This window comes from Pseudomonas sp. 10(2024) (genome assembly GCF_045164175.1).
GTDB lineage: Bacteria > Pseudomonadota > Gammaproteobacteria > Pseudomonadales > Pseudomonadaceae > Aquipseudomonas > Aquipseudomonas alloputida.
This window is the reverse complement of the sequence record NZ_CP174006.1, coordinates 5,363,797-5,378,896: the sequence shown is the minus strand read 5'-3', so window position 1 is coordinate 5,378,896 and position 15,100 is coordinate 5,363,797. Positions and strand designations below refer to the sequence as shown.

The following is a 15,100-nucleotide window of genomic DNA, read 5'->3' as shown; positions in this document are numbered from 1 at the left end:
GAGGCTCTCCTTCTTCTTCAACAACCCTCAGCCATTAGCCAATGGTCATCAGGCTGGCGTTACCACCCGCCGCTGCAGTGTTCACGCTCACCGCGCGCTCGATGACCAGGCGCTCCAGCGCAATCTGGTGATCCCCGCTGGACAGCCCGTGCACCCCAACGATCGCCCCGGCACGCTTGGCCACCTGCTGGCATACGCCGCGCAGCTGGTCCGAGTCGCCATGGTGGATCACGGCGTCGAACGCCACTTCATCCTTGTTCCAGTCCGCGACCAGCTTCACCTTGGCCTGCAGCTCACGCGGCAGGCGGGCGCGCAGGGCCTTGCCCGGCTCACCGTCAACCCACACCGCCGAGCTGCCAACGGCCAGTACCGCGGCGAACTGCGCCAGCAGGTCGGTTTCGTTGTCTGCCAGGCACAGCACGTGCTCACGCGGCAGAATGGTGTAGCTGTTGCGCTCGCCGGTCGGGCCTGGCAGCAGGCGAGCGATGCCGCTCTGCGACTGGCTGGCGAACTGGCTGCACAGCGCGGCCAGGTCGGCCAGCTGGTTGCTCTCGGCCCAGGCCTTCAGGCCGTGCAGCGGCTTGATCAGCTGTTCGTGCAGGGTGCGGTCCGGCTTGCCTTCGCCGTCCTGCTGCTGGAAGTGGCGGCCAATGGCATCGGCCGGGCGGGTCGACAGCAGGCGGTAGAGGTACAGCGGGCCGCCGGCTTTCGGGCCGGTGCCAGACAGGCCTTCACCACCGAACGGCTGCACGCCCACCACTGCACCCACAATGTTGCGGTTGACGTACATGTTGCCGGCGTTGGCGGTTTCCACCACTTTGGCGATGGTCTCGTCGATACGGGTGTGCACGCCGAGGGTCAGGCCGTAGCCGGAGTTGTTGATCTGCTCGATCAGCTGGTCCAGATTGCGGCGGTTGTAGCGCACCACGTGCAGTACGGGGCCGAAGATTTCGCGCTTCAGCTCGTCGAAGCTGTCCAGCTCGATCAGGGTTGGCATGACGAAGGTGCCGCGCTTGATCTCGGCAGCATCGGCAATGGCGACCTGATAGACCGGGCGGCCTTTCTCGCGCATGCCCTGGATGTGCTTCTCGATGCCGGCCTTGGCTTCGGCATCGATCACCGGGCCGATGTCCACGGCCAGGCGGTCCGGGCAGCCCAGGCGGCTTTCAGCCATGGCGCCCTTGAGCATTTCGATCACGCGGTCGGCAGAGTCTTCCTGCAGGCACAGCACGCGCAGGGCCGAGCAACGCTGGCCGGCACTGTCGAAGGCCGAGGACACCACGTCGATCACGACCTGTTCGGTCAGTGCCGAGGAGTCGACGATCATCGCGTTCTGGCCGCCGGTTTCGGCGATCAGCGGGATCGGGCGGCCCTGGTTGTCCAGGCGGCCAGCGACGTTGCGCTGCAGCAGGCGGGCCACTTCAGTGGAGCCGGTGAACATCACGCCTTTGACGCGCTCGTCTCCGACCAGGCCGGCACCGACGGTTTCACCGCGGCCCGGCAGCAGCTGCAGCACGCCTTCTGGGATGCCCGCTTCCAGCAGCAGGCGCACGGCCTGGGCGGCGATCAGCGGGGTTTGCTCGGCAGGCTTGGCCAGTACCGGGTTGCCGGCAGCCAGGGCTGCGGCCACCTGGCCGGTGAAGATCGCCAGCGGGAAGTTCCACGGGCTGATGCACACCACCGGGCCCAGCGGGCGGTGGGCGTCGTTGCTGAAGTCGTTACGTGCCTGCACCGCGTAGTAGCGCAGGAAGTCCACGGCTTCACGCACTTCGGCGATGGCGTTGGCGAAGGTCTTGCCGGCCTCGCGGATGAGCAGGCCCATCAGCGGCTGGATCTCGGCCTCCATCAGGTCGGCGGTACGCTCCAGAATGGCAGCACGCTCAGCTGGCGGGGTGGCCTGCCAGATCGGCGCGGCGTTCAGTGCGCACTGGATGGCGTTGTCCACGTCGGCAACGGTGGCCTCCTGCACATGGCCGACTACGTCGCGGTGGTCTGCCGGGTTCAGTACCGGTGCGGCAGCGCTCTCGCTGGCGGCGCAGGCCAGCAGCGGGGCAGCCTTCCAGTCATTGTGAGCGGTGGCCAGCATGGCGCAGGACAGCGATGCCAGGCGGTGTTCGTTGGCCATGTCGATGCCGGCCGAGTTGGCCCGTTCAGTGCCATACAGATCGCGCGGCAGGGGAATGCGTGGGTGCGGCAGGCCGATACTGCCTTCCTGGGTACCCATGCGCTCGATGCTGGCCACCGGGTCGGCGACCAGTTCCTGGATGGAAATCGAGTGGTCGGCGATGCGGTTGACGAACGAGGTGTTGGCGCCGTTTTCCAGCAGACGGCGCACCAGGTAGGCCAGCAGCGTTTCATGGGTGCCGACCGGTGCATACACGCGGCACGGGCGGTTCAGCTTGCCATCGGCAATCTTGCCGACCACTTGCTCGTACAGCGGCTCGCCCATGCCGTGCAGGCACTGGAACTCGTACTGGCCCGGGTAATAGTTCTGCCCGGCAATGTGGTAGATGGCCGACAGGGTGTGGGCGTTGTGGGTGGCGAACTGCGGGTAGATGGCTTCTGGCACGGCCAGCAGCTTGCGGGCGCAGGCGACGTAGGACACGTCGGTGTACACCTTGCGGGTATAGACCGGGTAGCCTTCCAGGCCTTCGACCTGGGCACGCTTGATCTCGCTGTCCCAGTAGGCGCCTTTTACCAGGCGGATCATCAGGCGGTGGCGGCTGCGCTTGGCCAGATCGATGACGTAGTCGATCACGTACGGGCAGCGCTTCTGGTAGGCCTGGATAACGAAGCCGATGCCGTTCCAGCCAGCCAGGGATGGCTCGAAGCACAGGCGTTCGAGCAGGTCCAGCGAAAGCTCCAGGCGGTCGGCTTCCTCGGCGTCGATGTTAAGGCCGATGTCGTACTGCTTGGCCAGCAGGGTCAGCGACAGCAGGCGCGGGTACAGCTCTTCCATCACGCGCTCGTACTGGGCCCGGCTGTAGCGCGGGTGCAGTGCCGACAGCTTGATCGAGATGCCTGGGCCTTCATAGATGCCACGGCCATGCGAGGCCTTGCCGATCGAGTGGATGGCCTGCTCGTAGGACGCCAGGTACTTCTGCGCGTCGTGTTCGGTCAGTGCGGCTTCGCCGAGCATGTCGTAGGAGTAGCGGAAGCCTTTGGACTCGAAACGGCTGGCATTGGCCAGTGCTTCGGCAATGGTCTCGCCGGTGACGAACTGCTCACCCATCAGGCGCATGGCCATGTCGACGCCCTTGCGGATCATCGGTTCGCCGCTCTTGCCGATGATGCGGGTGAGCGAGGAGGTGAGGCCGGTTTCGTTATGGGTGCTGACCAGCTTGCCGGTCAGCAGCAGCCCCCAGGTGGCGGCGTTGACGAACAGCGACGGGCTGTTGCCCAGGTGCGGCTGCCAGTTGCCGGTGCTGATCTTGTCGCGGATCAGCGCATCGCGGGTGCCTTTGTCGGGGATACGCAGCAGGGCTTCGGCCAGGCACATCAGCGCCACGCCTTCCTGAGACGACAGCGAGAATTCCTGCAGCAGACCCTGAACGACACCGGCACGGCCGCCGGCGCTTTTCTGATTGCGCAGTTTTTCGGCAATGCTTGCGGCCAGCTTGTTGGTGGCGTCGGCCAGCGGCGCGCTCAGGCGCGCCTGCTCCAGCAGCATCGGCACCACTTCCTGCTCGGGGCGGCGGTAGGCGGCGGTGATCGCCGAGCGCAGTACCGACTGCGGCAAGATGCTCTCGGCAAATTCGAGGAAGCACTGGTGGCTGTGGTCGGCCTGGACTTCACCGGCATCGTCGGCCGGGTTGCTGGCATGACCGTTGAGTTCGGTCAGGGTGGCACCACCCTCGAGCTTCTCCAGGTAATTGAAGATCGCTTGCTTGATCAACCAGTGAGGCGTGCGGTCGATGGACTGCGCAGCTGCTTTGAGTCGCTCACGGGTCGGGTCGTCGAGTTTGACCCCAAGGGTGGTAGTCGCCATTTCTTATCCTCGTTATTGCCACGGTTGTGGCCTAAGCTGGCATCAAGAGTAGCTGTAGGACAATTCGGGTGCAACTAGGTGCAACCTGAATTTTTTGTGTAGAAGGTGCAACTCGTCCGATAGCCATTCCCATACCCTGAAAAGGGGCGTTTTGGGTGTGTTTTATTCTGAAAAACCGGTTTTTTACTCCCGAAAGGAGCAAAAAATGGGCTTTGTCGGAAAATGCACTGGCAGGTGCAACTTGCAAAAGAAAAATGGTTGCACCTTCTTTGCGTTGTTGCATAGCATTCGCCGCCTGGGTGCAACCGCCATCGCTGTGGTTGCGCATGATAAAAACAAACGCCAGGGCACACGCATGGGCAATCCACTAACGATCACCTTCGTGATCTACATCGCAGCAATGGTGCTGATCGGCTTCGCCGCCTATCGCGCTACCAAAAACCTTTCCGATTACATTCTGGGCGGTCGCAGCTTGGGTAGCGTGGTCACCGCGCTGTCTGCCGGTGCCTCCGACATGAGTGGCTGGCTGCTGATGGGCCTGCCTGGTGCCATCTACTTTGCGGGCCTGTCTGAGGTCTGGATCGCCATCGGTCTGACGGTCGGTGCCTACCTGAACTGGCTGTTCGTGGCCGGACGGCTGCGCGTGCAGACCGAGCACAACGGTGACGCGCTGACCCTGCCGGACTATTTCTCCAGCCGTTTCGAAGACAAGAGCGGCCTGCTGCGCATCATTTCCGCCATCGTCATCCTGGTGTTCTTCACCATCTACTGTGCCTCCGGCATCGTGGCCGGTGCCCGTCTGTTCGAGAGCACCTTCGGCATGTCGTACGAAACCGCGCTGTGGGCTGGTGCAGCGGCGACCATCGCCTACACATTCATCGGTGGTTTCCTGGCTGTGAGCTGGACCGATACCGTGCAGGCCACACTGATGATCTTCGCGCTCATCCTCACCCCGGTGTTCGTGCTGATCGCCACCGGTGGCTTCGATCAGACCTTCGCCGCTATCGAGGCGGTGAACCCGGCGAGCTTCGACATGCTCAAGGGTGCCACCTTCATCGGCATCATCTCGCTGATGGGCTGGGGTCTGGGTTACTTCGGCCAGCCGCATATCCTGGCGCGCTTCATGGCCGCTGATTCGGTGAAGTCGATCGCCAAGGCGCGCCGCATTTCCATGACCTGGATGATCCTGTGCCTGGCGGGTACCTGTGCCGTTGGCTTCTTCGGCATTGCCTACTTCTCGGCCCATCCTGAGCTGGCAGGCCCGGTTAGCGAGAACCACGAACGTGTGTTCATCGAGCTGGCCAAGATCCTGTTCAACCCATGGATTGCGGGTGTCCTGCTGTCGGCCATCCTGGCCGCAGTCATGAGTACCCTGAGCTGCCAGCTGCTGGTGTGCTCCAGTGCCCTGACCGAAGACTTCTACAAAGCCTTCCTGCGCAAGAATGCTTCGCAGGTCGAACTGGTGTGGGTTGGCCGTCTGATGGTGCTGGCCGTGGCCCTGATCGCCATCGCCATGGCCTCCAACCCGGAAAACCGCGTGCTGGGCCTGGTGGCCTATGCCTGGGCTGGCTTCGGTGCCGCCTTCGGCCCGGTGGTGCTGATTTCGGTGCTGTGGAAAGGCATGACCCGTAACGGTGCGCTGGCCGGTATCGTGGTGGGTGCGCTGACGGTGATCCTGTGGAAGAACTTCGACACCCTCGGGTTGTACGAAATCATCCCGGGCTTCCTGTTCGCCAGCATCGCCATTGTTCTGGTGAGCAAGCTGGGCAGCCCTTCGCAGGCGATGGTCAAGCGCTTCGAAGCTGCTGATGCGGCGTATCACGCCGACAAGTAACACCCGTTGAATTGACGGCGCCTGCTTTGCGGGTGCCGCCAATCAGCAGCCAGGCCTGACTCCGCCTGCAAGGCAAGGTAAACTTGCCGCCTTCGCAGGAGTTGCCATGAACTATCGTCACGCCTTCCACGCCGGCAACCACGCCGACGTCCTCAAACACATCGTGCTGACCCGCCTCATCGCCCTGATGTCGCGCAAGGAGCAGCCGTTCGCCTATATCGATACCCACGCAGGGCTCGGCCTGTACGATCTGCAGGGCGATCAGGCAAGCCGTACCGGCGAGTACCTGGAAGGCGTAGCCCGCCTGTGGAATCGCGATGACCTGCCGGCCATGGCCGACGACTACCTGCGCATCATCAAGCGCCTGAATGCCGATGGCGAGCTGCGCTACTACCCAGGGTCGCCCGAACTGGCCCGTCGCCTGATGCGCCAGCAGGACCGCGCCCTGCTCAACGAGAAGCACCCCGAAGACGGGCCGCTCCTCAAAGAAAACATGAAAAAAGACCCGCGCGTGACCGTGCACCTGGGTGAGGGCTGGCATGTGCCGCGGGCCTTGCTGCCGGTGCAGGAAAAGCGCGCGATCATGCTGATCGACCCGCCGTTCGAGCAGGCCGATGAGCTCAAGCGCTGCACCACGGCCATGAAAGAGGCGATCGGCCGCATGCGCCAGACCGTTGCGGCCATCTGGTACCCGATCAAGGACCAGCGCTCGCTGACCCGCTACTACCAGGACCTGACAAGCACCGGCGCGCCAAAGCTGCTGCGGGTCGAGCTGTATGTGCATCACCAGGACAGCCCGCAGGGCCTGAATGGTTCGGGCCTGGCCATCGCCAACCCACCATGGGGGCTGGAGGATGAACTTAAGGAGCTGCTGCCATGGCTGGCCAAAGAGCTGGCACAGACCGCCGGTAGTTACCGCATGGACTGGCTGATCGCCGAATAAACCTGTAGGCGCGGGTTTACCCGCGAACACCGGCAACGCCGGTGCCATCCACCGCATTGCCTGCTTCGCGGGTGAGCCCGCTCCTACAAGGGGGCGGTGTGCCTCCAATGTTTGCGTTATAATCCCGCCCTTTAGCCGCCATCCGCCCAAGAGGCCGCTGGCGCATTTTTACCGAATGAAGAGGCTAATCCCTTGGCATTGACGATTCTTGGCCTGTCCGGCGCCCTTAGCCATGACCCTTCCGCGGCCCTGTACATTGACGGCAAGCTGATTGCCGCCGCCGAAGAAGAGCGCTTCGTGCGTGACAAGCATGCGAAGAACCGCATGCCCTACGAGTCGGCGAAGTTCTGCCTGGAACAGGCAGGCATCAAGCCGTCCGACGTCGACGTGGTAGCCATCCCGTTCGCCCCGATCAGCCTGTTCGGCAAGGCGCGGTGGCACTATGCCAAGCGCTATTGGTACGCCCCGGATCGTGCACTCGATGCCATCCTGATGGGCAACCGTCGCTACAAGCGCTATCGCAAGAAGATCGTCTGGTGCCTGGAGCAACTGGGCTTCGACCCGAAAAAGGTCAAGATCGAGCCGGTCGAGCACCACCTGGCCCACGCTTCCAGTGCTTATCATTGCTCGGGTTTCAAGGAAAAAACCGCAATCCTTGGCATTGACGGCAAGGGCGAGTACGCCACCACCTTCTTTGGTTACGGCGAAAACGGCAAGATCCACAAGATCAAGGAATTCTTCGACCCGGACTCGCTGGGTGGCCTTTACGGTGCCATTACCGAGTTCCTGGGCTTCGAAATGCTCGATGGCGAGTTCAAGGTCATGGGCATGGCGCCGTATGGCGACGCCAGCAAGTATGATTTCTCGCGTCTGGCCAGCTTCGAAAACGGCGAGTTGGTCATCAACACCGAGTACGCCAACGTTATCGGCCTGCGCCGCTATAAAGAGAAGGGCAAGGGCTTCTACTTCTCGCCAAAGCTGATCGAATGGCTGGGCCCCAAGCGCGAAGGCGACATCGCCGACGAGCCGTACATCCATTACGCCGCCAGCATGCAGGCGCTGTTCGAGAAACTGGCGCTGCAAATGATCGACCATTACCTGGGCGACACCCTGCGTGAAACCGGCAAGCTGGCCTTCGCCGGCGGCTGTGCGCTGAACGTCAAGCTCAACCAGAAGATCATCGCCCGTCCGGACGTGAAAGAGCTGTTCGTCCAGCCGGCCTCCGGCGACGCCGGGACTGCTGTTGGCGCCGCTGCCTATGTTTCCCACGCCCGTGGCGTTCCGGTCGAGAAGATGGAGCACGTCTACCTCGGCCCGTCGTACTCCAACGAAGACGTGATCGCCGCCTGCGCCCGTCACCCGAACCAGCCGAAGTGGCGCAAACTCGAGAACATGCCGCAGCAGATCGCCCAGATCATGGTCGATGGCAACCCGGTAGCCTGGTTCCAGGGCCGCATGGAGTTCGGGCCGCGTGCCTTGGGTGGCCGATCGATCATCGGTTGCCCAAGCGTGGAAGGCGTGGCTGACCGCATCAACCACCAGATCAAGTTCCGTGAACGCTGGAGACCTTTCTGCCCGTCGATGCTCGACACTGTCGCCCCGCAGATGATCAAGGTCGACCATCCCGCGCCGTTCATGACCTTCACCTTCGAAGTCGCTGAAGAGTGGAAAACCCGCGTGCCGGAAGTGGTGCACGAGGACGGCACTTCGCGTGCCCAGGTGCTCAAGCGCGAGTACAACCCGCGCTACTACGACATGATGAAGGCACTGGAAGACCTGACTGGCAACGGCGTGTCGCTGAACACCTCGCTGAACCGTCGTGGTGAACCGATGATCTGCTCGCCGACCGATGCCCTGAACATGTTCTTCGGCTCGGACCTGCAGTACCTGATCATGGAAGACATCCTGGTTGTGAAGGACGGCGCGGCCCCGTATGACCAGCCGCTCTGAACCGCGCATCCTGCAGTTCTGCCATGGCTATGACGGGCCGTTCCTGGACTGCGCCCGTCAGTACGCCAGCCTGTTTCAGGGGCGTGGGTACCAGGTGACCACGGTATTCCTCACCGGCGCCGCCGATGCGCAGGTGGCGGCTGGCTGTGCGTCGGACGAGGTACTGTTCCTTGAGTTCAGTTCCAAGGCCGTGCGTGGCCTGAAACTCGGCGCCATCCGCGCATTGCGGCGCATTGCGGCCGAGCGCAATTTCGCTTTCTGCATCGCCCATCGCTTCAAGCCGATCTACGTTGCCCTGCTGGGGACCGGCCTGCCGGTGATTGGTGTGCACCATGCCTTTGGCGACTACCAGCGCAAAGGCCGCCGCCTGTTCGCGAACCTGTTCAGCAAGCGTCTGAGCCTGTTGGGTGTTTCGGACGCGGTACGTGACGATATGCGCCGTTGCTTGCCGCAGTGGCCGGCCGAACGCATCCAGACCCTGTACAACCGCATCGACATCGACGCCTTGCAAGCAGCCCTGGTGCCGCGCGCTGACGCACGCCAGGCCTTGGGCCTGGATCCTCAGGCGTGGATCGTCGGCAATGTCGGGCGCCTGCACCCGGACAAGGACCAGGCCACCCTGTTGCGCGGTTTTGCCCAGGCACTGCCGGGGCTACCTGCTGGCGCCCGCCTGGCGATCCTCGGCAAGGGGCGTCTGGAGGCCAGGCTCAAGGCGTTGGCTGCCGAGCTTGGCATTGCCGGGCAAGTCGACTTTCTTGGCCAGGTACCGGATGCGCGCCGTTACTTCCAGGCGTTCGACGTGTTTGCTTTGAGTTCCGATCACGAGCCGTTCGGCATGGTCCTGCTCGAAGCGATGGTTGCCGGTGTGCCGGTGTTGGCCACGGCCTGTGGCGGTGCTCGCGAAGTGGTCGAGGGCGTTGGCGTGCTGTTCCCGTTGGGCGACGCCGCGCAGCTGGCCCAGGGCCTGCAGCACATGGCCGTACTGGACGCTGGGCAGCGCCAGGCCTGTGCCAGGCACATGCTGCAGCGCCTGGGTGAGCGTTTCTCTGACCAGGCGGTGCGCGAGGCCTTCTGGCAACTTCCACAGGTGCGCGCGTTGGTGGGGCAGGCCTGATGCTCAATCGTATCCAGGCCTTCCGCGAACGCGGTTGGCAAGCTATCGATGCCAATGCTTATGCCCAGGTATGGGCGCGCTTTGGCGGCAGTGTCGCCACCCATCCGCTGGTGGTCGAGCAACTGGCGGACCTGGCACAGATCCCGGTGCGTTACCTGGGCTGGTACCAGGCTGGCGAGCTGCAAGCCGCCATCCCGGCCTGGGGGCGTCACCTGGCGCTGTCCAAGGACGTGCTGAAGCGTGCTGGCAAGAAGGCCCTGTTCGACCTCGGTAATGCCGAGATCATTCTGCCGGCGGCGTCTGATGCCGCTGCGCCGTTGCGCCATACAATGCGTTACCTGTCCGAACTGAACCAGGGCCGCTTCAGCGGCCTCAAGGCGCAGAAGGAGCAGTTGGCCATGGCCCGGGCGCCTGAAGACCTGTCGAAGAAGTTCCGCTACAACCAGCGCCGTGAACTGCGCCTGCTGGAAGAGGCGGGTGGCGTGGTACGCCCGATCAGCGACTTCAGTGCCCAGGAAATCGCCAGCATGTACTGCGACCTGTTCCTGCGCCGCTGGGGGTTCCCGGCTACCGGTGCCGAACGTATGGCCGATGTGCTGGAGCGCCTGCGTGAGCTGCTGATCGGCTCGGTGTTGCTGCTGGACGGTAAGCCGATTGCCATCCAGCTGGTGTACCGCGTCGAAGCGCCGGAGTGGATCAGCGTCGAGTACATCAATGGCGGCGTCGACCCTGAAACCAAGGCCTTCAGCCCAGGCAGCGTGCTGAGCTTCCTCAATACCCAGGCCGCCTGGGAAGACGCCCGGTCACGCAACAAGCCGCTGCGGTTCTCGTTCGGCCGTGCTGACCGTGAGTACAAGGACCGCTGGTGCAACCCTGTGCCGGTGTATCAAGCGTGAGCCGCAAGCAGCAGTTGCTCAAGCGCCACCGGCGCAACAAACGCCTGGGGCTGCTGGCGGGCCTGGTTGCGCTGGTCGCCCTCGGTGTTTTCAGCTGGTGGTGGATGCCACTGCTGTTGTTGCCGCTGTTCTGGGCTGCCCATGAGGCCTGGTTTGCCGACCACCTGTTCTATGCACCGGGTGAGGACTATGCCTACGACTTCGGCGATCAGGTGCAGCAGGTTCCTGCCAGCCTGCACGATGGCTGGCTCAAGGCTGATTGCACGTTGCAAGGCGACGAAACCCTGGTGCTTGAACTGCGGCTAAAGAGCAGCTGGTTGGGGCGCTTTCTCGACCCTCGGGTCGAGCTGCTGGCTGGCGAACAGGCCGATCGGCAAGCGTTCGAGCGTGGCGTCGATGGCGTGCGCTTCCTTAACCTGACGGGTCTTGCTGCGCCACTGCAGGCCGGTACGTTGCGACTGCGCGGCCGGCATTGCCGGCTGCAGGGTCAGTTGCGCCTGTGGATAACCCCCTCGGTCGAGCTGCAGCGGCGCCGGGTGATGGTGATCGCGCCACATGCCGACGATGCCGAGTTGGCCGCGTATGGTTTGTACAGCCAGGCCGACGAAAGCTGGGTGGTGACCCTGACCGCCGGTGAGATAGAGGCCGAGCACTATCAGCAGATGGGTCTGGCAAAGGCCGAGGCCGCGCGCCTGAAGGGGCGCCTGCGTGCCTGGGACAGCATCGTCGTGCCGCGTTGGGCCGGTGTGCCGGAGTCGCGTTGCATACAGCTGGGTTACTTCTGCCTGCAACTACCTGCCATGCAGGCCGCACCCGACCAGCCGGCGGCCTCACGTGAGGCAGACCTGGCCGATATCCGCGTGTTCCGCCAGTTCAACCCGTTCCCGTTACCGGGCGACCGTGATGGCGCACCCACCTGGCACAACCTGCTGGCCGACCTGCGAGCCTTGCTGGAGCTGGCCAAACCAGAGGTGCTGGTGATGCCGCACCCGCAGCTAGACCCCCATCCGGACCATATCTGCGCTCAGGCGGCGGTATTGGAAGCCTTGCAAGGCATGACCTGGCAGCCACAAACCTTGCTGTGCTACGCCAACCACCTGCACGATAACGACCGCTGGCCGATGGGCGACAGTGGCGATGGCGTGGCTTTACCGCCGCAATTGAGCGCTGCCCAGGCCTGGGCACCCTGCAGCCTGGTGCTGGACTGCGCGACCCAGCGCGACAAGGCGATGGCCTTGGGCATGATGCATGACCTGCAGCCGCCGGCACCGTTCAAGCGCCGCCTGCGCCGCCTGCTGCAACGCTGGCTTGCCGGGCGACAGCCATCGCCTTTTGGGGAGAACGAATTCTTCCGCAAGGCCGTGCGCCGACACGAACTGTTCTGGCGGCGTGAGCTGTAAGCACGCCCCATGGTTGACCGCGAAGGCGCAGAGCGCCCAAGGAAAGCAATGAAAGTCCTATTTCTGGTGCAGAAGGAACAGCGGGCGATTCTTGACCGCCTGTACGATGGCGTCGCGGCCAACTGCGAGTGCGACCTGCGCTGGCTGACCAGCCAGGATCAGCGCAACCTGCGCCGTTACTTCAAGCGTGAGGTGCAAGTCGAGCGCTATGACCGCATCGTGTTCTTCCTGCGTTTCAAGCAGGAGATCCGCCAGGTGGCCTTCATCCGCACTGTGCCGAACCTGGTGATTCTCGAGCACGACGCCTACCAGAACTACATCCCGTGCAAGTACACCGGCAAGTTCAGCGCTCATTACCGCCAGTTGCCATGGGCGCGGGTGATCAGCTCGGGCTACATGGTCAGCGAGCGCTTGCGCCAGGAAGGTTTCGACGCGGTGTTCGTGCCCAAGGGCTATGACGAGCAGTTGCTGGCTGACCAAGGGCGTGAGCGTGATATCGAACTGGCCTTTGTCGGCAGCGTCAACAGCGTGGCCTATAGCGGCCGCAAGGCACTGCTGGACGAGTTGGGGCAGGTCGAGAACCTGTTGGTAACCCGTACCAAGTCGGGCGAGGACTACTGCAACACGCTTAACCGTATTCGTTTCTTCGTCAGTGCCGATGTCGGCATGGGCGAATACATGATCAAGAACTTCGAAGCCATGGCCTGTGGCTGTGTGTTGCTGGCATACGATCAGGGCGAGGAAGAGAACCGTGCGCTAGGCCTGCAAGACATGCACAACGTGGTGTTCTATGACAACATCCCGACCCTTCAGGAAAAGCTCCGTCGTTTGCGCGCGAACCCCGAGCTAGCCCGGCAGATTGCAGAAAATGGCCGCCATCTGGCGGTTTCCCGTTTTAGTTTCGGCGCAGTTGGACGTAGCATCGTCGACCACATGCGCCCGGCGCTCAGGCCCCACCCGCCATTGTCTGCATGGCAGCGGCTGCGTCTGAAGCTGGGCATCTAAACAAGAGCTTTCACGCCCAGGAGCGGGTTGTTGAAGGCCGATAGTCGTAATGCGGAGGGAATCCGGTGCGCTTTTCAAATGAGAGTGACGTCACGCTCGTCGTGACCAGTTGTGGGCGGTTCGATCTGCTCAAAGACACCCTTGAGAGTTTCGATCGCTACAACACCGCGCCCATTCGCGAGGTATTCATCACCGAAGACTCTGGCGATGATGCTGTGCATGCCGCTGTGCCGGCGCACTGGAAGCCGCACTGCAAGGTGTTCGTCAACCGGCCCAAACTTGGCCAGTTGCCGTCTATCGACCTGGCCTACAGCCAGGTCAAGACGCCGTACATTTTTCACTGCGAAGACGACTGGCAATTCTATCGCCAAGGCTTTGTCGAAGACTCGCAGGCCATCCTGGATGTCAGTCCCAACATCTTGCAGGTCTGGTTGCGCAGCCATGCCCACGACCTGGCCATCCACAGCCCGTACATCCACTTGGGCGATCGCCAGGTGATCGCTGGGGTGCCGTGCTATCCGCTGCTGTCCGACAAGGCCGAGTGGCAGGCGTTCTCGCTCAACCCTGGGCTGCGCCGATTGAGCGATTACCAGCGCTGTGCGCCATTTGCCGCCTATGCTGGAGAAAAGGCGCTTTCCCGCCGCTACGCTGAGTTAAATCTGACAGCGGTCACCTTGGAGGGTGACGCAGTATTGCACACTGGATTCGGCAATCACGTGACCTTGCCCATTGAAGTGGAGCGTAAGGCCAAGCGTCGTCAGCGTGATCGGTTGAAGCTGGCATTGACGCTGGTTGCGGGGGCCTTGATCGGCATGGGAATCACCATTTTTGTTCAATGAAGTCGCTGTCCCACCTGACTTGAGCGGGAGAGGGCCCATGAACATCGTCAATATGATGTGGGCGGGTGGAACGCCGTACATGTCCATCCACAAGGTGCACCGGCAGGTCTTGTCGAACGCGGGTGCCGATGCCCGGATCAGTAACTGGCTGCTGCTGGGGAGCGGGCTCTGCTGTGGGCTCGGTTCGACCCGGGAATGGCATATGCCCTCACGTGCGCTCAAAGGGCGGCACTTGTGGCGCTTGCTGCGCCCGTGGCTGCGCATGCGCTTGCGCAAGGCATTGGCCGAGGCCGGGGCAGAAGTGGTGCTGCTCGATGGTATTGGCGTCGCCCGGTTGGTGCTGCCGTTGTTGCAACGCATCGGGCACGTACGTGCCAAGGTCCTGTTCCATGGCAAGACGCGTCTGCATGCCAGCGATATCCGCTTGTTGCAGAGTTTTCCGTCCGAGCGTCTGAGTATCGCGGCGGTATCACAGACGTTGGCCGAGTCGTTGGAGCGTGACCTGGGCAGGCCGGTGCAGACGCTGCGCATGGCGCTCGACCCGCTTGCATTCGTCGAGCCTTTGCTGAGCCGGGACCAGGCCAGGCAGGCGCTGAAGTTGCCTCAGGACGCCGAGGTGATGCTGGGTGCGGTAGGGCGATTGGTAGAGAGCAAAGGCTTCGAAATGCTGATCGAGGCATTCGCCAGGGCTAGTGCACGGCAACCGGGCTTGCAGCTGGCGATCATTGGCGAGGGGCCGCAGCATGCCGTGCTGCAGCAGCGTATCGACGCGTTGGGCCTGGCCGAGCGCGTTCATCTGCGCGGTCATCGCGAAGACCTGCAGCAGCTGTATCGGGCATTCGACTGGCTATTGGTACCTTCGCGTTCCGAAGGCCTGGGGCTGGTGGTGCAAGAGGCGGTGATGGCCGATGTACCGGTGGTGTGCAGCGACCTGGAAGTGTTTCGCGAGCAGTTGCGCGACACGGGTGGCTACCTGCCGGTTGCCGACGAAAGCGCCTGGGCTGAGGCGATCGAGCGCTGTACGGCGCTCAGTGCATCGACGATCGCCGCTAAGCAGCGCCAGGCACTGGCACCGGAGCAGGCCTGGCAGGCGTTCTGCAGCGGCTCGCAGAGCCTGTTGCGCAGCTGACC

The 15,100-nt window shown here is 63.0% G+C and carries 11 protein-coding genes; 9 read left to right on the top strand and 2 right to left on the bottom strand.

Going from position 1 to position 15,100, the window contains the following annotated elements; translation table 11 throughout:
* Positions 1-34 precede the first annotated feature (34 nt).
* Complete coding sequence (gene putA / locus ACI7M0_RS24345) at positions 35-3,988, bottom strand: trifunctional transcriptional regulator/proline dehydrogenase/L-glutamate gamma-semialdehyde dehydrogenase (protein WP_104962666.1); 3,954 nt, start codon at positions 3,986-3,988, stop codon at positions 35-37.
* A gap of 31 nt (positions 3,989-4,019) precedes the next feature.
* Positions 4,020-4,316, bottom strand: a complete 297-nt coding sequence (locus ACI7M0_RS24340; protein ID WP_129932022.1) for a hypothetical protein — start codon at positions 4,314-4,316, stop codon at positions 4,020-4,022.
* A gap of 27 nt (positions 4,317-4,343) precedes the next feature.
* On the opposite strand from ACI7M0_RS24340, the gene putP reads away from it, so the two are divergent.
* The 9 genes from putP to ACI7M0_RS24295 all read left to right on the top strand — a co-directional run bounded on the left by putP (position 4,344) and on the right by ACI7M0_RS24295 (position 15,098).
* Positions 4,344-5,822 (top strand): sodium/proline symporter PutP, encoded by a 1,479-nt coding sequence (gene putP, locus ACI7M0_RS24335; protein WP_129932021.1) that lies wholly within the window; start codon positions 4,344-4,346, stop codon positions 5,820-5,822.
* A gap of 106 nt (positions 5,823-5,928) precedes the next feature.
* Positions 5,929-6,765, top strand: a complete 837-nt coding sequence (locus ACI7M0_RS24330) for a 23S rRNA (adenine(2030)-N(6))-methyltransferase RlmJ (protein WP_010955521.1) — start codon at positions 5,929-5,931, stop codon at positions 6,763-6,765.
* 192 nt (positions 6,766-6,957) lie between these two features.
* Entirely contained in the window at positions 6,958-8,715 is a 1,758-nt protein-coding gene (locus ACI7M0_RS24325) for a carbamoyltransferase (protein ID WP_003249431.1), read from the top strand.
* Positions 8,699-9,829, top strand: coding sequence for a glycosyltransferase (locus tag ACI7M0_RS24320; protein WP_104962665.1), 1,131 nt, complete (start codon positions 8,699-8,701; stop codon positions 9,827-9,829). Before ACI7M0_RS24325 ends, ACI7M0_RS24320 begins: the two co-directional genes overlap by 17 nt.
* Positions 9,829-10,725, top strand: coding sequence for an antimicrobial resistance protein Mig-14 (locus ACI7M0_RS24315; RefSeq protein WP_064492588.1), 897 nt, complete (start codon positions 9,829-9,831; stop codon positions 10,723-10,725). Before ACI7M0_RS24320 ends, ACI7M0_RS24315 begins: the two co-directional genes overlap by 1 nt.
* Complete coding sequence (locus tag ACI7M0_RS24310; RefSeq protein WP_129932020.1) at positions 10,722-12,125, top strand: PIG-L deacetylase family protein; 1,404 nt, start codon at positions 10,722-10,724, stop codon at positions 12,123-12,125. The genes ACI7M0_RS24315 and ACI7M0_RS24310 overlap by 4 nt, the downstream gene beginning before the upstream one ends.
* Before the next feature lie 48 nt (positions 12,126-12,173).
* A complete protein-coding gene (locus ACI7M0_RS24305; RefSeq protein ID WP_003249439.1) occupies positions 12,174-13,130 on the top strand; it encodes a glycosyltransferase in 957 nt (318 codons plus the stop codon).
* A 65-nt stretch (positions 13,131-13,195) separates the two neighbouring features.
* On the top strand, positions 13,196-13,969 hold the full coding sequence (locus ACI7M0_RS24300) for a glycosyltransferase family 2 protein (protein WP_010955517.1): 774 nt from the start codon (positions 13,196-13,198) through the stop codon (positions 13,967-13,969).
* Between the two features lie 37 nt (positions 13,970-14,006).
* Entirely contained in the window at positions 14,007-15,098 is a 1,092-nt protein-coding gene (locus ACI7M0_RS24295) for a glycosyltransferase (RefSeq protein WP_104886978.1), read from the top strand.
* Positions 15,099-15,100: the final 2 nt, after the last annotated feature.

Excerpts from the sequence above, each read along its gene's own strand:
- putA (WP_104962666.1), bottom strand. The coding sequence starts at position 3,988 with ATGGCGACTACCACCCTTGGGGTCAAACTCGACGACCCGACCCGTGAG.
- ACI7M0_RS24340 (WP_129932022.1), bottom strand. The coding sequence starts at position 4,316 with ATGCGCAACCACAGCGATGGCGGTTGCACCCAGGCGGCGAATGCTATG.
- putP (WP_129932021.1), top strand. The coding sequence starts at position 4,344 with ATGGGCAATCCACTAACGATCACCTTCGTGATCTACATCGCAGCAATG.
- ACI7M0_RS24330 (WP_010955521.1), top strand. The coding sequence starts at position 5,929 with ATGAACTATCGTCACGCCTTCCACGCCGGCAACCACGCCGACGTCCTC.
- ACI7M0_RS24320 (WP_104962665.1), top strand. The coding sequence starts at position 8,699 with ATGACCAGCCGCTCTGAACCGCGCATCCTGCAGTTCTGCCATGGCTAT.
- ACI7M0_RS24315 (WP_064492588.1), top strand. The coding sequence starts at position 9,829 with ATGCTCAATCGTATCCAGGCCTTCCGCGAACGCGGTTGGCAAGCTATC.
- ACI7M0_RS24305 (WP_003249439.1), top strand. The coding sequence starts at position 12,174 with ATGAAAGTCCTATTTCTGGTGCAGAAGGAACAGCGGGCGATTCTTGAC.
- ACI7M0_RS24295 (WP_104886978.1), top strand. The coding sequence starts at position 14,007 with ATGAACATCGTCAATATGATGTGGGCGGGTGGAACGCCGTACATGTCC.